At 41.3% G+C, this 24,928-nt stretch carries 20 protein-coding genes and 1 pseudogene; 11 read left to right on the forward strand and 10 right to left on the reverse strand.

Features of this window, described 5'->3' with window-relative positions:
* Positions 1-216: 216 nt before the first annotated feature.
* A complete protein-coding gene (locus tag M313_RS0102545; protein ID WP_010192108.1) occupies positions 217-795 on the forward strand; it encodes a DUF2777 family protein in 579 nt (192 codons plus the stop codon).
* 442 nt (positions 796-1,237) lie between these two features.
* On the opposite strand, the gene M313_RS0102550 is transcribed toward M313_RS0102545, so the two are convergent.
* Both M313_RS0102550 and M313_RS0102555 read right to left on the reverse strand, forming a co-directional pair.
* Complete coding sequence (locus M313_RS0102550) at positions 1,238-2,995, reverse strand: sensor domain-containing protein (protein ID WP_010192110.1); 1,758 nt, start codon at positions 2,993-2,995, stop codon at positions 1,238-1,240.
* Between the two features lie 184 nt (positions 2,996-3,179).
* Entirely contained in the window at positions 3,180-3,524 is a 345-nt protein-coding gene (locus M313_RS0102555) for a YisL family protein (RefSeq protein WP_010192113.1), read from the reverse strand.
* Positions 3,525-3,680: 156 nt separating this feature from the next.
* Between M313_RS0102555 and M313_RS0102560 the strand changes: the two genes are divergently transcribed.
* Positions 3,681-4,874: an ornithine--oxo-acid transaminase gene (locus tag M313_RS0102560; RefSeq protein ID WP_010192114.1), complete on the forward strand. Its 1,194-nt coding sequence runs from the start codon at positions 3,681-3,683 to the stop codon at positions 4,872-4,874.
* Between the two features lie 65 nt (positions 4,875-4,939).
* On the opposite strand, the gene M313_RS0102565 is transcribed toward M313_RS0102560, so the two are convergent.
* Entirely contained in the window at positions 4,940-5,845 is a 906-nt protein-coding gene (locus M313_RS0102565) for a fumarylacetoacetate hydrolase family protein (RefSeq protein WP_010192116.1), read from the reverse strand.
* A 158-nt stretch (positions 5,846-6,003) separates the two neighbouring features.
* Here M313_RS0102565 and M313_RS0102570 point away from each other — a divergent pair, with 158 nt between their 5' ends.
* Positions 6,004-6,183 (forward strand): aspartyl-phosphate phosphatase Spo0E family protein, encoded by a 180-nt coding sequence (locus M313_RS0102570; protein ID WP_010192118.1) that lies wholly within the window; start codon positions 6,004-6,006, stop codon positions 6,181-6,183.
* A gap of 20 nt (positions 6,184-6,203) precedes the next feature.
* Here the strand turns inward: M313_RS0102570 and M313_RS0102575 are convergent, their stop codons facing one another.
* Positions 6,204-7,379 (reverse strand): DUF418 domain-containing protein, encoded by a 1,176-nt coding sequence (locus M313_RS0102575; RefSeq protein WP_010192119.1) that lies wholly within the window; start codon positions 7,377-7,379, stop codon positions 6,204-6,206.
* A 158-nt stretch (positions 7,380-7,537) separates the two neighbouring features.
* On the opposite strand from M313_RS0102575, the gene M313_RS0102580 reads away from it, so the two are divergent.
* From M313_RS0102580 to M313_RS0102605, 7 genes are all read left to right on the forward strand, one after another.
* Positions 7,538-7,759, forward strand: coding sequence for a spore germination protein (locus tag M313_RS0102580; RefSeq protein WP_010192122.1), 222 nt, complete (start codon positions 7,538-7,540; stop codon positions 7,757-7,759).
* 27 nt (positions 7,760-7,786) lie between these two features.
* On the forward strand, positions 7,787-8,032 hold the full coding sequence (locus tag M313_RS22430; protein WP_010192125.1) for a spore germination protein GerPB: 246 nt from the start codon (positions 7,787-7,789) through the stop codon (positions 8,030-8,032).
* A 97-nt stretch (positions 8,033-8,129) separates the two neighbouring features.
* Entirely contained in the window at positions 8,130-8,747 is a 618-nt protein-coding gene (gene gerPC / locus M313_RS0102590) for a spore germination protein GerPC (protein ID WP_010192128.1), read from the forward strand.
* Between the two features lie 17 nt (positions 8,748-8,764).
* Entirely contained in the window at positions 8,765-8,941 is a 177-nt protein-coding gene (locus M313_RS24920) for a spore germination protein GerPD (protein ID WP_010192131.1), read from the forward strand.
* A 3-nt stretch (positions 8,942-8,944) separates the two neighbouring features.
* Positions 8,945-9,361 carry a spore germination protein GerPE gene (locus M313_RS22435; RefSeq protein ID WP_083800855.1) on the forward strand — a complete coding sequence of 139 codons (417 nt, stop codon included), beginning with the start codon at positions 8,945-8,947 and terminating at the stop codon, positions 9,359-9,361.
* Between the two features lie 2 nt (positions 9,362-9,363).
* Entirely contained in the window at positions 9,364-9,582 is a 219-nt protein-coding gene (locus M313_RS0102600) for a spore germination protein (RefSeq protein WP_010192137.1), read from the forward strand.
* A 126-nt stretch (positions 9,583-9,708) separates the two neighbouring features.
* Positions 9,709-9,927, forward strand: coding sequence for a spore germination protein (locus tag M313_RS0102605; protein WP_010192140.1), 219 nt, complete (start codon positions 9,709-9,711; stop codon positions 9,925-9,927).
* Between the two features lie 115 nt (positions 9,928-10,042).
* Here M313_RS0102605 and hlpB read toward each other — a convergent pair.
* The 5 genes and pseudogenes from hlpB to addB all read right to left on the reverse strand — a co-directional run bounded on the left by hlpB (position 10,043) and on the right by addB (position 22,406).
* Positions 10,043-10,355, reverse strand: a pseudogene (hlpB, locus tag M313_RS22440) (HNH nuclease-like protein HlpB).
* Positions 10,356-10,443: 88 nt separating this feature from the next.
* Positions 10,444-13,869: an SbcC/MukB-like Walker B domain-containing protein gene (locus tag M313_RS0102615; RefSeq protein ID WP_010192147.1), complete on the reverse strand. Its 3,426-nt coding sequence runs from the start codon at positions 13,867-13,869 to the stop codon at positions 10,444-10,446.
* Positions 13,866-15,044, reverse strand: coding sequence for an exonuclease subunit SbcD (gene sbcD, locus M313_RS0102620; protein WP_029326295.1), 1,179 nt, complete (start codon positions 15,042-15,044; stop codon positions 13,866-13,868). Before sbcD ends, M313_RS0102615 begins: the two co-directional genes overlap by 4 nt.
* Positions 15,045-15,126: 82 nt before the next feature.
* Positions 15,127-18,894, reverse strand: a complete 3,768-nt coding sequence (gene addA, locus M313_RS0102625) for a helicase-exonuclease AddAB subunit AddA (RefSeq protein WP_010192153.1) — start codon at positions 18,892-18,894, stop codon at positions 15,127-15,129.
* Positions 18,891-22,406, reverse strand: a complete 3,516-nt coding sequence (addB, locus tag M313_RS0102630) for a helicase-exonuclease AddAB subunit AddB (RefSeq protein ID WP_010192156.1) — start codon at positions 22,404-22,406, stop codon at positions 18,891-18,893. Before addB ends, addA begins: the two co-directional genes overlap by 4 nt.
* 158 nt (positions 22,407-22,564) lie before the next feature.
* On the opposite strand from addB, the gene M313_RS22445 reads away from it, so the two are divergent.
* Entirely contained in the window at positions 22,565-23,707 is a 1,143-nt protein-coding gene (locus M313_RS22445; protein WP_010192158.1) for an MFS transporter, read from the forward strand.
* A 449-nt stretch (positions 23,708-24,156) separates the two neighbouring features.
* On the opposite strand, the gene yidC is transcribed toward M313_RS22445, so the two are convergent.
* Entirely contained in the window at positions 24,157-24,927 is a 771-nt protein-coding gene (yidC, locus tag M313_RS0102640) for a membrane protein insertase YidC (RefSeq protein WP_010192161.1), read from the reverse strand.
* Position 24,928 lies beyond the last annotated feature (1 nt).

Here is a 24,928-nt window from a genome sequence, read left to right on the forward strand (position 1 = left end):
AACTACGGGTGTTCTATACTATGCCGGGAGTGCTTATACCATGAATTCCAGAAACACTTTCACTTTTTTTCCTTGTTAGTCTACCTCCCAATATTCATCTGAAAAGTGGGTAAAGTAATAAAAAAGCATCAAGTTTAAAGGCAACTCAACTAGGGAAGAATGGCAGACACAAAGGTTTACACCTACAAAACTTGTTGACTACTGGAGGAAACGACTGTGAATCTTCAAAAAAGAAAAAACATTATTTACGAACAGAAACGCTCCTATACATGCGGGACAATTGAAAATATAAACGAACAATGGATTTTCTTTGAAGCTGAGGACGATGAAGCATTTCTTTTGGAGGAGATTTCAGAAGAAGGTATTGAAATTCTTTTTTCAAACGAATGGGTACCTGGAGTGTTATTAGAAACAGGTCAAGTTGTGTTACATACCAAGCATTTATATGAATTAAACAATGGCGATGCCGTACGTGTACGTAAAAGACTTCCTCAGCCATATATGGAGTGGCTTGAAGAATTGTCGGAAGAAGCGTTCACAAAGTTCACCACCTTGTTGAATAACTCCAATATATCCATCTATGATTGTATTTATTGCTATAACACGATGCAGTTCATGGACAATATTAAAGAACCATCAGGGGTGAATTTCCTCGTGTATGATAATGAAACATTTATCTGTTCGGTTCAACACCATTTCTCAAGAGGCAAAACGGTAACCGACCGTTTCGAATACACCCTCCAAACCGGCAAAAGATACATGTTCACCAACATGGAGCGCAGAAAAGCTGAATGAACGATTAAAAACTATAATTGATTGGTTAACCGCAGCTGTTCCTTTCCGCAAATGGCTTCGCTTTCCGCGGGACGGTGCTTGAGCCTCCTCGCAACGCTTCAGGGGTCTCAACCTACCGTTACTCCCCCGCTGGAGTCTCCGCCATTTGCTCCAATCCACAGCTAGAAATTACGTTAAGATATGTTAATGCTTTTTAAGATAATTCGATTAGAGCGTTTTATAAAACCTAAGTTGAATGAAGTCACCATGTTGATTGTAGTGGAAGGCGCGTAGACGCCCGCGGGAGGAAGGGACAAGGGAGACCCCGCAGGCGAAGCCTGAGGAGGCTCCCGGACCGCCCGCAGGCAAGCGAAGCGCCTGGAACGGAAATCAACAGTTATATTAACTTTTTAATCTATAAAAAAACCGCGGCTCATTTAGATGAATCGCGGTTTTCCTTGTGTCACACCAAGCTGGGTTGACTATCATTCATAAATTTCTCGAATTCTGTTTGTTCCTTCGGTTTAGAAAGATAATACCCTTGTGCAACATCGCACGTTAACTGCCTAAGGATACTTAGCTGCTCCTCCGTCTCAATCCCCTCTGCAATGACATTCAAGTTAAGTCCTTTGCCCATGGTTATGATGGCATGAACAATGGCAAGGTCTTTTGACTCGGCACGCAAATTTTTAATAAACGAGCGATCAATTTTCAAATTATTGATAGGAAGATCTCGTAAATAACTTAAGGAAGAATAACCTGTCCCGAAATCATCCACGGAAATTTTAACACCCAATCCCTGTAACTCTTTCATCACCTCAATACTATAGGAGGCATTCTTTAACATAGCACTTTCCGTCAATTCCAGATGCAGGTGACAAGCAGAAAGTCCGGAAGTTGTTAATGCATGTTTCACCTCTGATACAAAGCTTGGTTGCTGGAACTGTTGGGCAGAAACGTTTACTGAAATATTCAGCTCTTGATAACCCTCAACCTGTTGCCAATTTTTTGTATGTACGCAAGCAGTTTCCAGCACCCAACCTCCAATCTCTATAATTAATCCAGTTTCTTCAGCGAGAGGAATGAAATCTGCGGGAGGGACAAGTCCCAGCTTCGGATGATTCCAGCGTATTAATGCCTCTGCTCCAATGACGGTGTCTGAATCTATATCGATAAACGGTTGGTAACATAGGAAGAACTCATTTTTCTCCAGCGCTTTACGCAGATAGCTTTCCAGTTCAATCCGGTATAATGCCTGACTATTCATTTCATCGGAATAAAACTTTATTCTGTTTCCGCCAAGCTTTTTTGCTTGATTCATCGCCGCATCAGCATTCTTCAATAAACTCTCTGCAGTTATCCCGTCATTAGGGTACAAACTGACTCCGATACTTGCTGTCACATAGAATTCTTTCTCTAAATACCTAATAGGTTGTTTAATAGTGGTCAAAATAGCCTTAGCCATTGTGATCACTTCATCTATGCTCTCAAAACCGGTATAAGATAATGAAAACTTATCCCCACCAAATCTGGCAAGGTAACAATTCGCAGGTAATAAGGCTGAAATTCGTTCAATTTCCCATTTTAGCAATTCATCGCCAACAAGATGCCCCAGGCTGTCATTAATCAATTTAAAACGGTCAAAATCAATAAAAAGCACTGCTAATTTTTCCTTACTTTTCTTCGATTCTTCCAGCTTCACTTTTAAACTTTCATGAAAGTTTTGTCTATTTGGCAGAGCAGTGGCAGGGTCATAGTAAGCGAGATAAGCCACTTTTTCTTCTGCTTTTTTCTGTGCCGTAATATCTCTTCCTATTCCAAAAACACCTGTCCGAACCCCGTCAATGACAATGGGAATATGTTTAATGAGGTATGTGCTTTCTTCCCCATCCTTCTGGATCAATTCAATTTCATATGTCTGTTCCATCCCATTTAAGGCTTTGAAAAAATGATCAGTCACTCTTTCAATGTCCTTTGCTTTTATGAAATTAAGTGCACTTTTTCGAAGCATCTTCTTTTCTGTAAATCCAAATATCTCTTTGAATTTAGGATTTACACTTATAATTCTGCCAAGCAAATCTACTGAAAAAGCGATGTCACCATTGTGTTCAAATAGTGATTTATATTGTTGGTCCGAAGTTTTCATCATCCGGTTTAGCTTAACTATATCTCTAGCACTTGTTTTATCGGGGTAATATGGTATGTTTCCTTCTGTTTTCATAAGTATATACTCCTATATATTCTTCATCTTTTTACAAAACAAGTGTAATTTTTACAATTTATTCACTAATTTTACTTTATCATATATAACGAGAGAATACATGACTATCATCAAAACATTTACAAAAACATAAAAAAGCTTGAATCTCTTATTAAATAGAGATTCAAGCTTTTGGTTTTATAGATTACATACCCATTGGAAGACTGAAACCTAAGTGGAGAATATATGCAAATACCACAACGAAAAGAACCCAAACCACCACAGTGGATTTTCCTTTTCTAGTGCGGACTGCGATCATTTCCATCAAGCCGATAACGACAATACCTAATACCATCTTCAGTGCGTATTGTCCGTTTGTAATCAAATTCCATCCAAGCTGCAAGCCTGTGACAACGATTAAGATGTAAAACACTCTAAGGACCATCGCTGTTATCTTAGCACCTTTTTCTTTACCTGCTTTTGTTAAAAATAGTACTACGACAAACAGAATAAGTGCGATTGCCCATGTCGAAATATGTGCGTGCGTCATTTCTACTAACCTCCTTCAATTCACTCAAAACTACTAGTATCATACCATAGTGACGGAAAAAAACTAAGTAAATTACCTTAATATAAGATTTTGAATATTAACAATGATATAATACCTTTGTAAACCATTACATTCAATAATGGAGGTACTTCTTTTATGACTACTAAAACACACGATATCATCAGTATGACAGAGAAATTTGGCGCCAATAACTATCACCCCCTACCAATTGTGATTTCCAAGGCACAAGGAGTATGGGTAGAAGACCCGGAAGGTAATAAATACATGGATATGTTAAGTGCCTATTCCGCAGTCAACCAAGGGCACCGTCACCCAAAAATCATTCAAGCGTTAAAAGATCAAGCAGATAAAATCACCTTGACTTCCCGCGCTTTCCACAATGACCAACTTGGTCCTTGGTATGAAAAAATGGCTGCACTAACGAAGAAAAATATGGTGTTACCAATGAATACAGGGGCAGAAGCGGTAGAAACTGCTGTGAAAGCCGTTCGACGCTGGGCTTATGATGTGAAAGGTGTGCCAGTTAATCAGGCAGAAATTATCGTTTGTGAAGATAACTTCCACGGTCGTACCATGACTGCTGTATCCATGTCCTCAAGCGAAGAATACCAACAAGGTTTCGGTCCGATGCTTCCTGGTATCAAGGTAATTCCTTACGGCAGCATTGAAGCACTTAAGGGTGCCATCACACCGAATACTGCTGCTTTCATCTTTGAGCCTATCCAAGGGGAAGCAGGCATCAATATACCTGCAGAAGGATTCCTTTCAGAAGCTTATGAGATTTGTAAAGCAAACAATGTACTATATGTGGCAGATGAAATCCAGGCAGGCCTAGGGCGCTCTGGAAAACTATTTGCTTGTGACTGGGAAAATGTTGAGCCTGATATGTACATATTAGGTAAAGCCCTTGGAGGAGGAGTATTCCCTATTTCCTGCGTGGCAGCAAACAAGGATATCCTTGGCGTGTTCAATCCAGGATCACACGGTTCCACTTTTGGAGGAAATCCACTAGCATGTGCGGTTTCCATGGCTTCATTGGAAGTATTAGAAGAAGAAAAATTAGTAGAACGTTCTTACGACTTAGGAAACTATATGATGGAAGAGTTACGTACCATCCAAAACCCAATCATCAAAGAAGTTCGCGGTCGCGGACTCTTTATTGGAGTAGAGTTGACGGAAGCAGCACGCCCTTATTGCGAAAAGCTTAAAGAAGAAGGCTTGTTATGTAAAGAAACACATGAAACGGTCATCCGGTTTGCACCGCCACTCGTCATCTCCAAAGAAGATTTAGATTGGGCGATTGAAAAAGTGAAACAAGTACTGTCATAATAAAAAAGCTGCCTGCTAGAATGTATTAAGTCTAGCAGGCAGCTTTTTGTTTGACTAACAGGAGGTTACTTGACGGCATTCCTCAGTGTACCAATTTTCTCTAAGCACACTTCCACTACATCTCCCCCGGTTAAAAAACGCGGTGGATTAAATCCTTTCCCAACCCCAGCAGGAGTTCCGGTCGCGATAATATCTCCCGCTTCCAGAGTCATGCCTTTAGAAATAGTTGCTATTATTTCTGGTATAGTAAAAATCATCTGTTCCGTTGATGCAATTTGCCGGACTTCTCCGTTCACCAGTGTTTTCACCTCTAGGCTTTGTGGATCATCTATTGCAGATTTATGCACAATGACTGGTCCCATTGGACACGTTCCATCCAAACTTTTACCAAGAAAGAATTGTTTATGACGCTTCTGCAAATCTCTAGCCGTTACATCATTCACAATCGTGTAGCCAAAGATATAATCCATTACATTTTCTTTGGCTATACCTTTTCCAGCTTTTCCAATTATAATTGCTAATTCCCCTTCATAATCCAATTGACATGTAACCTCTTCGTGTAACGGAATGTTTTCATCGGGGCCGATCACACAAGTGGGAGCTTTCGTAAATATCATTATATGCTCGGGGATATCCTCTTCACTTCCCATCTCCAGTACATGTTCCCGGTAGTTTTTCCCGACACAAAAAATATTCTTACGAGGTCGTTCAATAGGCGCAAGAAGCCTTACCTCTTTCATAGGGATGAAATAATCCTTAGAGTTTCGTTGTGTGAACACCCAGTCCCGCAAGGTAGCAACAGTATGGACAAAGTCCTCACCCATTTCTATGCCTTCCAAAAGAGTGGATGGCCAAATACTTTCCTCTCCCTTAGCTTCGTACGCTTTCTTAAGATCGATGACATATAGTTGTGCTTCGTCGGTTAGTCCAATCCGAACTTCTCCATTGAGTTCCATTGATAATAAATGCATTCACTCATTCATCCTTCCATCTAGACATATGGTGATTATGTAGTAATTTGTTATATTATGACTTGTTTTATCGAAGTGCTTTTTTTCTTATAAAAGCCGTGCCATAATAAGGACAACCGCTTGCGTTACTTAATCTAATAATAATGGAGTAGAAGCAAATGTTAGCCTTAAAAATCGAATTAAAACGACAGCAAATGATTCATTACGCAAAAGAATACGGATTTACTGCATCTCAAACTGTGAAATGCAGCCAAGAACTTGATGTTCTGTTAAACAAGCAGTCGCAACAACAACTCCGCTTATTGCAAAGTCAAAATAAATATTCTTATGCACAGTGACAAAGATGTGAAGCATATGCTCACATCTTTTTAAATTTTGGCTTATTACCGTAAGTACCCGCTCTCCATAACCACTCCATCGGTCCAAAATAGAAGTTAGCCACCCAGACTTTGCTGATAATGATTTGGAAAATATATATACCAAGAACGAGCCATAGACCATAAAACGGTGTAAAGGATCCGTATAACCCTAATCCGTAACTGTAAAAAATGAGCGAACAAACAACGGATTGAAACAAATAATTGGATAAACTCATTTTTCCAACATACTGAAACGGTGACAATAACTTCAAGCCAGCCCCTGTTCTAGTCGCCAACACGATAGATAAAAAATAGAATACGGCACTTGCAGGACCACCTAAACCGTCCTGAAGGTATTCTGTTGTGTAATTTTGTGCGGTGTAATATGGAAGCAACTTAAATATTATTGCCAGCACAAAAGTTGCAATCCAAAGCTTTTTCATCCATGCGAGGTTTTCCTCCACGTTTTCCAACCACTTGGATTTTGCTGCAGCCGCTCCAAACAGGAACATCGGCAGAACCGACAATACAATAAAGAAGAAGTTCGCGATGTTGACGAAAGACCAGTCGGCAATCCGTTGTTTTGTTATCTCCATAAATGTTCCATTGGCATATACCTGTAACGATTGTGCAGCATTAGCCTCAAATGTGGAATAGAGGTCCGTATCTCCCATCGTTAACGTCACGACAAGCATTAACAATGATAACAAGGCTGTCGGAATGACGATAAGAAGTATCCCCGTCCATACCATCGCTTTTGAGGACATTTTCCTCATAAATAGTAAAAGAAACCCACATATAGCATATGTAATGAGAATGTCGCCATGCCAAATCAAAAATGCATGTATGATTCCTATCACCAATAATACAACTAGCCTTCTGGAAAAATATTTTGGTGCAGATAGATTTTTCTCTGCTACTCGGGTTGTGAAAATAATAAAGCCATATCCGAACAAAAATGAGAATAGGGTATAAAAACTTGCTTGGGCAATGATATCAATTCCATTCATCACTAAAATATCCCGTGTATCAGTCCAATAAGTTTTTACGTTCACATAAAGCATCGGAGCAAAAAATGAGGGCATGTTTACGAGAAAAATGCCTAATATCGCAATTCCCCTGATAATATCTAAAGCTACAATTCTCTCTTTTTCTTGTATAGGTGCTGCTTGCATCCAGATTCCTCCCTTGTCCTTTCATAGTGAATATTATAGCTCTTTTTCCTTTATATTCCTATCATCAAATCCTCCTATCCCTTTTTTAGTTTACACTCACCATACCGGGCTAATGTCATAGGATATAACAATAGCGCACAGTAAAGGAGTTAACGTTTATGCCAGCAATCGTCGGAGCTGTAAATGTTAACAGCATCGGTAACTCCGGGATATTTCATATCGGGGATGTATTTCAAATGTCTCCAGTCAGTTCAGCCAAAACATTCGCAGGAGCCGGTAGCTTTAATACCGGAGACAATATCTCTGTTAGCAACACGAACAGTCAAACAAACACCTATGACCAAGATGTTAATGACCAGCCGGTTGCATTGAATATGTAAACCAACATTTATTAGGAGGGGACACGTATGGCATCCAATTTTTTCATCAATCAAAGTATCGTCATCCACCATCTGAAGATAGGAGGTATATCAAACTCCTCCGTTTTTCAGATAGGTAGTGCCGGGGTTATAAAGTCCTTATCAAATTTATACAATACAGGTAACTTTGTCGGACCCGCACCTGTAAGCAGTGCCGAGATAGCACAAGAACAACAAAGTGAAACGCCTCCGAGTGCATCTGAAATATTTGTCCCTTTAACAGGTTCAAGTTGAATTTACATTGTGGGCATTCACCCATTTTCAATGTTTGCATAAAGTATTAGAGATGATTCTTGACGCTTAAACAGCAACCAATGAAAGGGGTGGTCGGATGTACAATAACTATCAGTATTTTTATCAATCGCAGCAACAGATCCAGCAACTTCAACAAGTAGTAGAAAACCAGACGAAACAGATTTCCACCCTCGAGGAACTGGTGAAACTTATGCAACAGGAAATCACCCAATTAAAAGAAAAACCAAGTATGAATATCGAACGAATTGAGTATAAATTTGATCAACTTAAGGTGGAAACGTTGGAAGGCACATTGAATATTGGGTTGACACCTGGGTCCTCAGGTGAGATTGAAGATTTCGTTGTAACCCAAAACAACCTAGAAGTGCCCGTTCCTAAGCGGAACCAGAATTTAGCCCAAGGTATTGAAGCAGACTTACGGGAATATCTCAACAAAAACGGAAAAACAAAGATTGACCAGATAGCGAAACAGCAAGGACGAACTCTTGAAAAACACTATCATGACTTCATGATCCAGGATGTAAACAATCAACTGGCTTCACGAGTGAATCACACGTTAAATACGATTACGGCCGAAGCTGTCCAAAAGGGTTATAATGATGAAAAAATTAAAGAAGTCGCCATTCAACAGCTTCAAGGGGACATGGATAAAGCTTTTGCTACCTTTATTCAAACTCTTCCTCAAAAAAAATAAATGTGTGGTGTTAACCTATGAACTTTCAAGTGACAAACCATAATTTGCAAGTGAATAATGTAGATATCCTTGGGGTTTCTTCCTCGTCTATTTTTCTTGTCGGGGATACCCAGAACATTTGCCTGACATCTTATTTCGACACTCCCCCTGAATCATTGGTAATTGGACCATTTGTTCCATTAACTACGGAATAGCCTATGAGAATTTCTAGAGTAAACGAGATTAATTTGCACTCTTTGTCTTTTAGCTCTTATTTTCATATTGGGGATTCCTATTATATTAATGCTAAATCAAGGGCACTAGCTGTAAAAAGAGAGTTTCCGAAATTTTATGGTAACGAGGGGAACTTCTCTGAGTACCCAATATTTACGATGCAGTCCCCGACTCCTGTTTTAACAGAACGGGTAAACATGTCTGTAAATAATGTAAACCCAAACATTTGTGTGAATCATATCAAAATTAAAGGGGTCTCTTCTTCCTCTGTCCTGCAAATCGGATCATCCCAGACAATCTGCGCGGAAGCGAGGGTTAAACATACAAGACAACTGCTGGGTCCAGAGGTCCACAAAGCAATGGGAATACCAGATACTACGAAAAAGAGCGAGGATGATTAGCGATGCCTTCCATTATAGGACCTGTGAAAGTGACAAATGTAGGCGATGGAATTATTAATTTTGGGGACACTTTTTATATTAGTCCGAAACGAACAGGTAAGACAACGGAAGGGTCCGGCGGTTCCAATACGGGAAATGTTGTAAATACGAATAGTGGATTGAATGCTACCAATGTAATTGACCCTGATGCGACTGATCAGAGTGTTAGTGAAAACAAGTAAACTGCATTTTCACCTTTTAGGGCCGAGGTCATATAGTATAAATATCAAAAACATGGGTGACTGCATTATTTCAATCGTAAGATACCGTGATAGTGCGCTCACCCTAAAACAAAAAGGATGTTCTACATGCCAGCTATCGTAGGTCCGGTTGCCATCAACAGCGTAGGCGGAGGCGTCATCAATTTCGGGGATTCCTTCTACATCTCCCCTAAATCAGCCTCCAAAACCTCAGCAGGATCCGGTGCACTAAACACCGGCAACTTCGTCATCACCAACAACGGTCTATCCGCCACCAACACCATCGACCCTGACATCAATGACCAGGATATAGTGGCGAATAACTAAAAGAGAAAGAAAAGAAAAAAAAGAAAAAAAAGGGGTCAGACCCCTCTAGGACTTTCCACTCCGACCCCGAAATACCACAAAACCCGTGCCAACACAAGTGGCACGGGTTTTGGTATTATCTTTTTTGTTTTCGTTCGTTAGACTTGCGTGTTAGTGGTATTTTGGAAGATGGTTGTTTTTGAATCCATTTAATGAAGGAGGCTATTTTTTGGGTCATCCTTCAGGAGAAGAACTGTGTTCAGACGGATGGCAAGCTCTTCGTTCGTGTATATGGCGTGTATTTGTTTATGACATGGAATACAAAGATTAGCCGTCGGCAGGAAAGTCCCGCCCATCTCCTTTGGAGTCAGGTGATGAACCGTTATTTCCACCTCTTCCCTTTCACAAAGTTCACAGGTCCCAATGTCCCGCTTTTTCTTCTTCCCCATTTAAATACATACACCTCCACCATTTCATTTCAGCATCCATAGACACCCATAACCTTCCTACACCCTAACCACTACTTCCAAGCAAAAATCACAAATTCTCCAGCGTCACAACAGATCCGTTGCCAGAAGATTTGGCAGGTGTAACCACTAATCGTCTCGGCAAACGTGCCCTTAGCTCTTGTACGTGGGAAATGACCCCTACCGCCAAATGGTCGGACTGAAGTTTCTCCAATGCCGTAACCACCGCATCAAGTAGCTCTGAATCAAGCGTCCCAAAGCCCTCATCAAGGAAGAAGAACTGCAGTGGATATTCTCCTCTTAACTGAATCTGAGCGGAAAGAGACAATGCCAGTGCCAGCGAAGTAAGAAAAGTCTCACCCCCAGATAAAGTGGAAACAGGTCTTCTTACGCCACCATTCGCATCGTCACGGATAATGAAGCCGCCATTTGAATCCATTTCCAACGCATATCGCTGGCGGGTAAGCTGCCCCAATCTTTCTGAAGCATCCCTGCTTATTTGATGCAACTGCTCTTCCGCCAAGTATTCAACAAAACTGTTCCCTTTAAAGACACTTTGTAGCTTTTGATATGCTTGAGTTTCCTCCGAAAGCTTGGTCTTCTTTTCCTCGAGAATCCTAAACCGTTCATTACGATCTTTTAGAGAAAGAAGATTTTGTTGAAGCGCACTTTTTCTTTCTATTTCATCACGCAGTTCCTTGCGGGCAAACAATAACTGTTCTTGGGTTTTTCCCCATTCTTCTTCTTCCAACTTTTCTGTACCAATCAAGGCATTCAAACGAGAGAGGTCCTTTTCAACGGCCTTTCTTTCCTCCCAGTAATGTTCTATTTGTTCTTTCCACTTTTCTTTTGAATGTATATGAACAATTGCTGACTCAACAGCATCCGTCGATGTGAACACAGATTTTTCTAGCTCATGTTTCCATTTTTCCTGGAGGAGAGCAAGGCGTGACTCCGTTTCCTTTACCATCTGTTCACTGTGTGAAGCAGCTTTTTCTCTTTCTTGAGCATGCTGCTGGGATTCCATCCATTTTTGATAGTTCTCCCTTTCTAGCCTATTTAAGTTTTCCACCTCGTGCTCAACACGCTTCAGCTCATCTTTGATATTATTCTCACCAACGATGGACTTTATTTCTTCTAGCGTATCTTTAATACGATTCTGAATCTGTTCGAGTTGCAATTCCTCTTGATAAATAGTTTTTTCGATTTCTCTCTTCTTTTCTAGGGCTTCTTTTAATTCTTTCTCTTTTGATTCAATAAAATCCACACTAGTATTGATTCTTTCCTGCAGGTCTAAACGTTTTTTATCAGCATCTTTGACAGCTTGGTAGTTGGTTTCGATTTCTTCAAATTTTTCTTGTTCGAAATCTCTGTGCCAATTGTGTATCTTATTTTCTAACTCCTGTTTCGTATCTTCTAGACGCTTCATCCATTCTTCACGCTGTTCGATAAAACTGGAAGCAAGCTTTTCTGTTTCTTTAAAGGTGCCTGACCACGTTTTAAGGTAGTTGTCTACCTTCTCTTTCTTTTCCTGCAATTGAATGAGATCTTGAATCAATGCCTTTTGTTCTGTTGCGATTCTATGGTGTTTTTCAGCAAGCAGCACCGCTGTATCCTTAGACTCGTTCAATTCCTTGTCCCACAGATCCCATTTTTCCAATGATTCTTTCGGGGCAGGCAAGTCTTTTTCCCCTTCAAGATCTCGGTGAAGCTCGGTAGCTATTTGCTCTAATTTAAACTTGATTTTCAGATTTTCCTGTTTTTGCTGCGTAATGGCAGAAGGCAGCTTTCCAACGCCATTTTCCTCTTTGCTGCTTGCTATTTCCCTATGTGCTTGATGAGAAGCAAGACCAGGATGTTCTGTGGAGCCACAAACTGGACATGCTTCTCCGTCTTCAAGGGATTTGGCCAACTCCAATGCAAGTTGATGAATTTTCGCATCATCTGCAAGCTTTTGTTCTGCTTCTAAAAAGCCTTCAATCTGCCTTTCGAGCCAATCAAGCTGTTGTGCCATTTCTGATGCAAGATCATAGTGATTTTCTGTACGTTGGAAAATTTCTAAAAGGGTTTCTTTCCCCTTATTCAGGTTTTCTTCCGCTTTTTGGTTCTCCACCTGAAACGAAGAAATTTTGTTTTGCAGCGTTTGTACTTCTGCTCCAATTTCCTTCATTTTTTTCTCAAAGAGTATTATCTCTTGTTTTTTATCAAATGCTCTCTCAAGTATTTCTAGGCGTGCAGGTGCATATGCAAGTGTTGCAAGCTCCTCTTTTATCGTCTTTTGCTTGTTAACTGCCTTGGTATACAGGTCCTTAGCCTTTTCTTCCCGTGCTTCTAATTTAGATAATTCTTCTTTATTTAAAAGCAATGATCGTCTTAGTTCTTCCATTTTTGGCTGATGAACAGTCAAACCGTCTTCAAGGGTTTGCGCACGTTCTAACTTTTCTTTCTTTGTAAGCAGCACAGGTAATTCTGCTTCTTTCTTAACCCTTGTTGCCTCATACGTTTTCAAAGCTTTGTACAATGCTTCTTTTGCAGTTTCATTAGCGGTATGGTTTACATTATTTCTTTGTTTCCACTCTAATAATGCTTTTTCTACTTCTTTCAGATCTTCCAATAAAGGTTTTAAGCTCTCTGCCTGTTCTGCCAATGTATAGGAAGTTTCGAGTTCCTTTATAGAAGCCTCTTCCAATAAGTAAGATTGTAGCTTCTTTTCTACCTGAGCCCTTTCCTGCTGATTTTCCCATTGCTTCTTTTTTTGCTCAAATGCAAGTTCCATCTCTTGAAGTGCTTTTTCTGACCTTTTAACGAGCGTTTCTACTTCTTTGAACGCTTTCTCCGCTTCTTTTACCGCTTCATCTGAAGCCTCGCCTAATCCTAACTGCTCGGCATGTATTTCTCCCAAGAGTCTTGTTTTTTCTTGCAGCTCTTCCTTTATTTTTCTGGACAGCTGATCACCGTACTTTTCTAACTGGAAAAGGCGTTGCAACATTTGTCTTCTGTCCGCACCTTTAAGCGAGAGAAATTCCGCAAACTTTCCTTGCGGCAACACAACGGCACGGGTGAAATCATCAATGGTCAGGCCAAGTATCTCTTGAATGGCCTGGTTCACTTCACTTGCCTTATCCGCAATCACGATATGCTCGTTTTCCTTTACTTCCGTCAATCTTGAAATTCCCGATTTCACACGTATATCATCTGTACGTTTAAAGGTCCGTTCCACTTTAAACCGTTGCTTCCCTTTAGCATTTTCCAGTTCAAATAAAAAGGAAACCTCCAACTGATTTTCCGCGTGATTCATGATTCCTTGCGTATTATTGGAAGCACGCTCTACCTTCCCGTACAATGCAAGCGTCATCCCATCTAGAATGGAAGATTTTCCACTTCCAGTTGGTCCAAAAATCCCAAATACGCCACCCTCACAAAGCGATTCAAAATCAACTATTTGTTTTTCACGGAAGCTGTGTAGCCCTGCGATCGTCAATGTGATTGGTTTCATACTTGTTCCTCCTTTACCGTTTCATCCTGCAATAAGGAGAGAAATAACCGGACTAATTCTTCCTCAGGTTTTGCGCCTCCTGATTGTTTTTCATAAAACCTTACAAACAGTTCTTCAATTGGAACACTGTCCATCTTCACTGCTTTTCTCCCCTCGACCATTTCCGGAAAAATAGGACGAATATGGAGAATGCCATCGTGATGTTTTCGGATGCGATGAATTTCTTCCATAGAAAGTGCATTAGTGACATGTATCTCAAGATCTACCCATGCATTATTGTCTTTCTTTTCTTCTAGCCAACCATAGACTTGTTGGACTCCTTCTGTTGCTTTCCACTTCACAAGTGGCTTTCCGCTAGAAAGGAAGACTTCTTTCGTTTCCACTGTTTCGCCCGGCTTAGCATCAATAATGGTTACACTTTTCGTGTATCCAGCCTCTGAAAAGCTATACGCAAGCGGTGAGCCTGAGTATCTGGCTGCCGTTTTGGCACGTTTTATGGTTTGAGGGCGGTGTAAATGGCCAAGGGCAACATATTGCGCTTGATGCGGTAAACTCTCCGCTGCCACCGTAAATGCTCCGCCTACTTCGATTGGGCGTTCCGAATCGGTGGAATTTCCACCTGCAACAAATAAATGGCTCATGGCGATATTCACAGAGGAATCGGTAAACTGCTCACACATCTTATCAAAAAACTGGCGAATTCTTGCATCATAATGGTCTCTGATTACTTTTTCTTCAAATTCTTCGGAAAGCACTTCGTTTAACCTGGACTCTGAAGGATATGGCAAAGAAGCTAGCTTCAACGTTTCTTCCGTTGTGGGGACATAGATGCTCTGAACGTCCATGGTGGGGTATCCTAGCAAGGAGATATTTTGTGAGCTTGCAAGAGGTCTTGAAGCAGAAAGACGGTCTGGATTGTCATGGTTCCCTGCTATTACGGCAACCGGCCTTTTTCCATTGTTTGATAGCTGTTGAAGCGATTCATAAAAAAGCACTTCCGCCTGGGCAGGGGGATTGACGGTATCATAGACATCTCCCGCCATCAGTACCACATCTACTTTTTCCTCTTCTACAATGTGCAGAAGTTCTTCTAAAAATTGTGCCTGCTCCGGCAAACGACTTCTTCCTTCCAATGTTTTTCCCAAGTGCCAGTCGGCAGTATGAAGTATACGCATCTTTTTTTCTTCCCTTCCATGAAAGTGGCTCAAGCAACAAATCTTCAACATTTGACATTTGCCACCTGAGCCGCTCTTTGAATTAATCCATTTTCACTAAATGATTTCCATCAAAGAAATATAAATATTTCTCCTTTAATTCTTTCTTCCAAATTCCTTCAACAGCCCTTGCATATAGAGCTACTTGATCCTTATAGCGATTACGGAGAACTGGTTCCGCCTCTTCAAATCCGTTCGAGAATCGACCTGTGATGGTATCTGTTTTGTAGTCAATTAAGACAAGCCCTTCCTCGTCTTCTAAAAGGCAATCAATGACACCTTGCACCAAAATGGTCTCTTCTTTTAAATCCATTTGCTCGAAAAATTCATTTTCCTGCAATGCAAAGCTGAACGGAACCTCTCTGTGAACATGTTCCGCCTGTTGCATCCTCTTCCCGACAGGAGTAGTAAAGAATGATACAATTGCGTCAAAGTCGATGACATTTGCCTGTTCAGCAGTAATCAGTTCTTTTTGAACCATCTCCATGACTTGCGATTGTACATAATCTCTATCAATAGTAATGGCGGAAAGATCTAAATTCTGCATCACCGCGTGCATCGCTGTCCCTATTTCTGATGGAGACAGTTTTTTCTTCTGCAAGAAGGCAGGGCGATCAAGGAAATACCTTCTTTCTGTTTGAACAAGCGTGTTATCTGCATATGGATCCTGCTGTTCTCTCATTCTTTTTATCTCTGAAACAGATTGCTTAGAGCGATGAATACTGGCTTCCTTATACGGATAGCTCCAAGTAAGCTGTTCTGCCACTCTCGCTTTATAAGGACTTTCAATATCGACCTGCTCGCCTCGTTTCACTTTTTCAAGGAGAAGGTTTTCTGCTTCTTTTTCAGCTTCTATTCCTTGCAGCAGTTGTTCCACATTGGTGACGGATATCTTCCATGAAGTCGGATGATTGGCGATGTCTTCTTGCTTAGTCCCAGCCAGGCTATCTCCTCTCAACACTTCAGCATCCTTATGCCGCACAAGGGCCGGACCAACCCAGTCCATATACGATTTCGCTCCTGCTCTTACATAATCCGGCAACAACCAGTTTTCATGTGAGACGTGTTCACTCCACAGCAATTGAGATTTCTCAAAGTCTTTTACCGTTCCTACCAGATATAATTTCTCTTTTGCTCTCGTGAGGGCTACATATAATACACGCATTTCCTCTGCTATCAGCTGTGCCTTCGCTTTTCGCTTCAATGCCAGCTGCAAGATCGTAGGATAGGTGATTCGCAGTTTTGCATTTACATATTTAGACCCAAATCCAAGCTCCTTATCCAGTAGATAACTATTGTTAAGGTCCATCATATTAAACTGTCTGGAAAGTCCTGCAACAAAGACGACTGGAAATTCAAGGCCTTTACTGGAGTGAATGGTCATCAGTCTGACAACATCCTCTTGTTCCCCAAGCGCTCTTGCAGCACCAAGGTCTTCTCCCCGCTCTTGCATCCTTTCAATGAAACGCAAGAAACGGAACAAGCCGCGGAATGAGGTAGATTCATATTGTCTTGCTCGGTCATATAATGCCCGCAAATTTGCCTGGCGTTGCTTACCGCCCGGCATTCCCCCAACAAAATCAAAGAAATGGGTGTCCTGATAGATCTGCCAAATTAACTCAGATAATGCCCCTTCACGTGCAGCTGTACGCCATGATTGAAGCATCTGATAGAATAACCGAACTCTTTTCGCTAATTCTTGTTCTTCCAAAGAATCCGGTGCCTTTTCCATAAATGCCATCAAGGCTTCATAATAAGAGCCCCTTTTTTGCTGAATGCGGATGGTCGCCAAATCATTGGAATCAAGTCCAACAATCGGTGACCTTAACACAGAAGCGAGTGGAACATCTTGATATGGATTATCGATGATTTTCAATAACGATAGAAGAATTGCAACTTCTGTTGCCTCGAAATATCCCGTGCTTAAATTTGCATATAACGGAAGTCCTTCTTGCTTGAATTCCTCCATGAATTGAGGAGCCCAAGGCATCGAACGCATCAGGATAACAAAGTCCCTATTAGTGACAGGGCGCATAACTTTTCTATCCTTATCAAATATTTCATAGCCGGACTGAATAAGCTGCTTTATCTTCTGAGCGATCATCTTCGCTTCGACTTGAGCTGTTTCTAGCTCCACTTTATCAAAGCCGGTGGTATTATCTTCAGACTCCGAAAGTTCTTCGTCTTCCCCTGCGACTGAAGAGCTTCGATTTAACAACAACAGTTCCGATTCACGATCTGCTGCTTCCGGATAATAGGCTGCGCCGAACTTTAACTCCGCGTCGTCATCATAATCGATTTCCCCAACTGTTTCTCCCATGATTTGTTTAAAGATAAAGTTGGTCGCATCAAGGACTTCCGGACGTGAGCGGAAGTTTTTGTTCAAATCAATACGAAGGCCAGACTCTTTGGCATCCGTATCAAACCGCTTGTATTTGCTTAAGAACAGAAAAGGTTCCGCTAATCGGAATCTGTAGATGGATTGCTTGACGTCTCCTACCATAAACATTTTTCCAGATTCTTCGCTTTCCTTCGTAACTAGCTTAAGGATCGCTTCCTGAACCATATTCGTATCCTGATATTCATCCACCATCACTTCTTTAAAAGTGGACTGATAACGAAGGGCAGCTTCGGACCGCTCTACTTTTCCTTCATTAAAGGTGGTGAGCACATTTAAACAAAGATGCTCTAAGTCAGGAAAGTCCACCAACCCTTTATCTTGTTTCATCAAGCTGAACTCCACACCATACCGCTTTACAAGGTCGACAAGTGTCCCCATCACAGGGGCAAGCTCTTCTAAATCTTTTAAGAAGGACTCGGGACGTCTGGAAAACAATTCATCTTTGATTCCTTGTACCATTGCCTTTGCATCATTACGGACCTTGGTCCATCTTTCTATCAGTTCTTTCTCGTATTCATCTCCGCGGCATGTTTTTGCTCTGGAGAAATCGAGTTCCTGCATTACTTCATACAAGTCTCCCCAAGATGTATTCAGGGCTGCTTGCAGTCTGTGAAGTTGTGCCAAATCTTGCTCAATATTATCAGCACGAGGCGCAGGCCCTCCTGGCTCAAGCGTAATCTTCATCGCCTTTTCCAACAAACTCTCCGCCCCGAGAAATTGCAGCTTCATTTCTCGCTTCAATGTCGAGATAAAAGGCAATTCATCGATGGAAAAATTACTGGTGGACTCATAAAATGTTACGATCTCATCCAGCCACTTATCAGGGTTTGGATTAGCCCTTGAAAACTCATGAAGATCAAGCACAAGGTTTTGCAAAGCTCCATCAGAACGGTCATTGGTATACCGGTCTACTAGTTCAAAAAATAAATCGTTATCTTCTTTCCCATACTCTTCTTCAAAGACGCCTTCAAGAACTTCCTCCTGCATTAACTGGATTTCCGTTGTATCTGCAATACGAAAACTTGGATCAATATCAATCAAATAATAGTATTTCCGGACCACTTCAAGGCAGAAGGAGTGAATCGTCGAGATGGATGCTCTGTTCAGTAAGCTGAGCTGTCGGCGCAAATGGAGCGATGCTGGCTTTTTCTCTAACTGCTTTTCCAATGCTTCGCCGATTCTGTGGCGCATCTCTGCAGCTGACGCATTAGTGAAAGTTACGACAAGAAGCCTGTCCACATCTACATGCTCCTCGACAATCTTATGAATCATCCGCTCCACAAGAACGGCAGTTTTACCTGAACCGGCTGCTGCTGCAACAAGTATATCTCTCCCAGAGGCGACAATCGCTTTCCACTGATCATCTGTCCACTGGGCATCAGTTGGTTTTGGAAGAAGCTCCATGCTCATGATTCCCCTCCCCCTTCTATCTTCGTTTTCATCGAGGAAATGACCTCATTTTTAGGTATCGTTGGCAACACTCTATATTCATTCTCATCAAGAGATGTATCAAATTGACAAAACGATTTATACGAACAAAATGTACATGGCGTTTGATTCTTCAGCTTGTACGGGGCAATGCTTGTTTCCCCTTCGGATATCTTCATGCCAATCTCTTCAAATGTTTTTCTTACATACGTTCTGAGCTGAGTGAATTCTTCTTCACTTGCAATCGAAGAGTTTGCTTGAAATCCGCCATTCTTCTTCAGTGCAGCAGATACTATTTTGGAATGTCCACTCTCTAGCGTTTGATCCATCAGCTTCACAGATTCTTCCTCACCTAAAAGCAAACCCTTCATTTTGAAGCTTTTAAAGATTTCCTCTTCAATGATGTCTTCAGGTTTCATTCCATTCGTTTTAATCATGGGATTATGAACATGGAAATACATGACACCGGCAGGAGTAGCTTCACTTCCAAGCCACCCTTTGGAGTGAGAGATGACGATATCCAAATAGGTCAGCATCTGTAATGCCAAGCCATAATAAACTTCTGTCAGGTCAAGCGCTTTGTTGCTTGATTTATAATCAATGATACGTAGTAATAACCCTCTGCTTCCTTCTGCTTTATCCACCCTGTCTATCCGGCCTACAAGTTCCATCGTCACGCCATTTGGCAAGTTGATTTGAATGGGTGGCAACTCTTCTTGCTTTCCAAAGCCAAGTTCCAAACCAACTGGAGTGAATTTGCTCGCTTTAGAATGATCGCTTAAGATTTGCGAAGCTCTTGTGATAATCGTTTCCAACTTCCGTTTAATATAATGGAAGCGATTAGAGCTTAACAGGATTTCCCCTTGCAGCTTCGGTGCGAGAATATGCACCGCTTCTTTTGCTAGCACTTCACAGTCTTGTTTCGTGAGGTTCTTCCAATCGTTGCCGCTTTGTCTTAACTTATCTGAAATATGCTTAAGTGCCGCGTGGAAGAGCTGACCGATATCTGGTGCTTCCAATCGGTATATTTTTCTTTCCTTCAGCTTTAAACCATGTGATGCGAAATGGGAAAAAGCACATGCACTGAATTTCTCCATTCTCGACACACTTGCTTCCATGAAATTACCATATAATTCACGACTGACCTTTTGTTTCAATTTTTTTGCTTCATTTTTATAAAATAAACTTCGTAAGACCTGTTCGGTTTTATCCTGCCACTCTTCACTTTCTAACAGTGTATTATACACATCCCACCAGATCGGTTCGACCGGATATTTCTTCATCCAAGTTTGAAGCTGCACTGCCAAGTTGGATAATGTGGTCGACGGTGTGTGAATATACCTTAGCTGTTCTTCGCTAGTCAGCTCTGCAGGTTCATTGAGCAACAACTTCTCCTCAAGCGACGGAAACATTTCCTTTATTCGCTTGATATAGGAAGAAGGCAACAGAGTTTTCCCCTCTTCATCTGCCAATGCATAGCTTATATACAAGTGATGGGAAGGGCTTAGAAAAGACGTATAAACAAGGAAATGTTCATCAAGCAGCCGTTCTAAACTTGTCGGTGCAAGCTCCATTCCGTAGTTTGACAGTAGCTCTCTTTCTTCTTCAGATATAAACCCCTCGTCCTTAATCTTGGCAGGAATCACCCCGTCATTTACACCAATCACAAAACTGTGCTTAATATCTGTCAAGCGCGAAAGATCAAAGTTCGCAACAATAACCTGGTCAATGGCCGGTGGCACTAAGCTGAATCTAAGGCTTTCCAATCCACTCTCCACCATTTTCATAAACATGGATAACGAAATGGGATGCTCCCCTATCAGTTCGACCATCTGATCGAGCATTTGAATAATCGCCTTCCACACTTGCTCGTTTTCTTTTGCAGAGGACAGATTTCCTTCTTCCTCCGCTTTTTTCATTCTTGCTTCCAGTTTTTGCGGAATCTTTAAATCTTCCATATATTCATAAAGCGCTTTGCAGTAAGCATCGATTGTCTTTGCCTTTTTCCAGCGTTTTTCAAGCATATGAAGCGGCTCCACAATCATCGTTCTTAACTCATTGATTTCCTTTTCATAAGCAACCTCTTCATCTGTTTGTACGTATGGACCTTCTGTATCCACACTAAAAAAGCGACGATACTTCCACGGCTCAGTCGCAGTCCATCTATGACCTTGTATACCATAGGACAGGCAATAGTTTTCCAGCTTGTCCGTTTTTTCGCGCATCTCATTTATATCTTGATCCAGCGAGTAAAAGAAATCTGTCTTTACACAACGAAATACAGATTCATAGCGCCAGTTCCTTGAAATTACTTCCAGGCTGGAACGGAGCAACTCGACTAAAGGATGATGTAGCATTGTCCGCTTTTGATCGACGAAAAATGGGATATCGTAATCTTTGAAAACGGTATTCACCAAATCAATATAAGACTCTGCATTTCTGACGATGACAGCTATATCTTTATAGCGATTATCCTTATCTCTGACAAGCGAGACGATTTCCCTCGCAATGCCTTCCATTTCCGCTCTGCGATTGACTGCTTGCAAAATAGACACATCAGACTTTTCCGGATAAACAACTGTTGGACGAACATCAAAATATTGTTCCATATGACGCAAGGAGTCAGCATGTTGAAAGCGGGGCGTATCTTTTAAAAGCACCGGCTCTTCTAGTTCGCATCCTTCTTCGAGTGCGATATCCTTCAGTCGTTGATAAGTTGTTCCGGTCTCCCTGAACAGATGAAGATCATATGGCGCTTCTTCGTCATATGGCTTATCCGCAGTCAAGGCAACCGTTACCGAGTTTGCATGTTTCATTAATTCCTTCAAAACTTCTAATTCCTGAGGGGTGAAGCTATGAAAACCATCAATGAAAATATCTGCTTTTTGGATATAGCTTGAATTTGGTATTTTTTCCGCCAATAGCTGTAGGTAATCTTCCCCGTCCAAATATTTTCCTTCCAGCGTTGCTTCTAACTGGCGATAGACAACAAGTATGTCAGTTAGCTTTTTTGCCAGCATTTTTTCGTGCTCAGAAATGGAGGCATCCTCTCCAATCCGTACAATTTCATCTTGTAAAAGTTCTGGTGTGACGCAATAACGTTTAAACTCTGTTATCATGCTTTCCATTTGTTCAATAAATCCGAACTGCTCGGCAGACTTCCCAAACACATGGAACTTACTTTTGTGTTCTTCAATTACCTTCCGAAGCAGCATATGAATTCCTGTCTGATCGATATGAAAACGGCTGATACCGCCGACTTCCTGCAAAATTCTCCATGCCAGACGAGTAAAACTGAATACTTGTGCCCGTATCATGCCCTTTACATCAGGCGACTGAACGATTCGGTATTCTGATTGAAAAGTCATCTGTTCCGGCACAAGGTAGACAACTGGCGGACCTTGCGGGTCTTCTCTAAGCATGTGAAGAATTTTATCATTACACCAGGTCGTTTTCCCGCTGCCTGTTCTTCCTATTAAAAATCGTATAGACACTAGATATCCCCCATTTTCTCCATTCAAAAAATAATACGCACTTATGTTCTTCTTATTCTATTGTACTGAAAAACTACTATTATTGCCAACGTGTTACTTTCGAAGATGGAACCGGTCAAACACCTAGTGCATAAGGTAAAATGGGCAGGTGAACCGGTATGGAACGAAGAAAAAACCATTATTTTTCAGCAACATTATTAATCGTCATGGGTTTTTTAGTGGTCTGTAGCCTTTACACACTAATCCCACTTTATGATCCCATTAGTTTGGAGTGGAATATTTCCAAACAAAAAGTAATATTGGCCAGTAGTTTCTTTAGCATCTTCTATGCAATAGGACTTCTGATGTTCGGACCGTTGTCCGATCGATTCGGCCGGAAGAAGATCATCAGCTACGGGTTTCTGTTTTCAGCATTAGCTACCATACTTATTGCACACTCTGCAACTATTTCTCACTTGTACGTTGGCCGCTCTATTCAAGGGTTCACCCTAGGATGCTTTGCGCCAGTTGCTTTTGCCTATTGCTTTGACCACTTTTCTCCATCTCTTCGAAACTTCACTATTTCTCTTATTAATGCAGGCTTTTTATTGTCCGGTATTTTCGGGCCAATGATTAGCGAAACTATCGTCACTTCTTTTCAATGGGAAGGTGTATTTTTTTTCTTTTCCATTGTTTACTTCCTATTGTTTTTATTGGCACTTTTCATTTTAAGTCCAGCTCATTCATTGATCAGCACAAAGGACAAACCTTGGAAACATTTTTTCACGCTCTTGTCTGATCGTGATTTAAGGATCCTTTACCTTGTTGTTTTTTCCTTGTTGCTCTCTTTCGTGACTTTTTACGATAGCCTGTTTCAATTCTTATCCGAAGCTTTTCCTGATCAATCTTTTTTATTTGTCCGTTCTGTCGGGCTGGTTGGTACCGTTTCTTGTCTCTTTTCTGACATAATGATGCGGACCGTCGGATCCAAGCGTTTACTGCTTATTTGTTCGTTGAGCATTTCCATTTCGTTCTTTTTTATGATGATTTTTTATCAAAACCTATTTGTAATAGGTGCTTTATCTGTGATTTATGTAGCTGCCATTTCCTTTTTTCTACCGGCAATCATCACTTATATCGGGATATTAGGCAGCAAGCACCGCGGCAGCGCCATCTCCTTGTATTCTTTTACTTTACTGATTGGCACGGCGGTCAGTCCTATCATAAGCCATAACTTCTCGTTTCTGTCAGTCCTGGGCTTTTTAGGCATATGGTTCATATTGAATGCTGTTTTAATATTGAGGATTAGAAGGGATGCTTAAGAAACTTGATAAGAGCTTTTAAAAATACTTAGTTGTTTGGTGTAACAACGCTGTTCCTTTCCGCAAATGGCTTCGCTTTCCGCGGGACGGTGCTTCAGCCTCCTCGCTGCGCTGCGGGGTCTCAAGCTACCGTTACTCCCCCGCTGGAGTCTCTGCCATTTGCTCCAATCCACAGCTAGGATATATTGAGAACGTATTGTTAGTGCAATTACAGTTCACTCAGTTAGATTAACACTCACAAACCTTAAGTAAATGAAGTAACATTTGTTGATTGAAGTGGAAGGCGCGCAGACGCCCGCGGGAGGAAGGGACAGGTGAGACCCCGCAACGAAGTGAGGAGGCTCACGAACCGCCCGCAGGCAAGCGAAGCGCCTGTAACGGAAATCAACCGGATTATAAAAAACCTCCAACTTCTCTGTCAAAAGGAGGTTAGAGGTTTCATTATCAGGTTATGTGCTTGGAACGACTGTTCCTTCTTCCATCTGCTTCAACGTTTTCATTCGTTTTTTCAAATATAACCCTTGTCCAATTCCAAATAAATTTCCTATTACCCAATATAACGCCAGTGCAGAAGGCAATGTCAGTCCGGCTATTAAAATAAACACAGGGATGATGTTCATGACCATCTTCATCTGTGGCTGTACATCATCTGTAAGCGTGACTCTTGTTTGGATGAATGTCGTAATTGCTGCCACAACCGGAAGGATATATAATGGATCCGGTTGTCCAAGACTCACCCAAAAGAATGAATGCTCGGCTATTTCCGTTGTTCTGCCAATTGCATAATAGAAAGCCATGATTACTGGCATCTGAATCAACATGGGAAAACACCCAGCTGCTGGATTCACTTTGTGCGTCTGGTATAATGCCATTAATTCTTGTTGCATTTCTTTTTGGTCATCTGGTTTTTTCTTGTCTTTATACTTTTTTTGCAATGCTTCCATTTCCGGTTTTAGCTTTTGCATGGCAAGCATGTTTTTCTGCTGTTTTAATGCAAGTGGCAAAATAAGTGTACGAATAGCGATTGTCACGATGATGATAGATATACCGTAGCTTCCACTAGTCCAATCTGCCACAGTCGTTAATGCAAGGGACAACGGATAGACAAAATAATGGTTCCATACCCCTGAACTATCTGCCGTGATGGGCTCACTCATGTTGCAACCCGTTAATAATGCCAATAAAAAAATGACTAGACTTACTGTCCAAAATTTCTTCATA

Source organism: Bacillus sp. m3-13 (assembly GCF_000175075.1).
GTDB lineage: Bacteria > Bacillota > Bacilli > Bacillales > Bacillaceae_I > Sutcliffiella_A > Sutcliffiella_A horikoshii_C.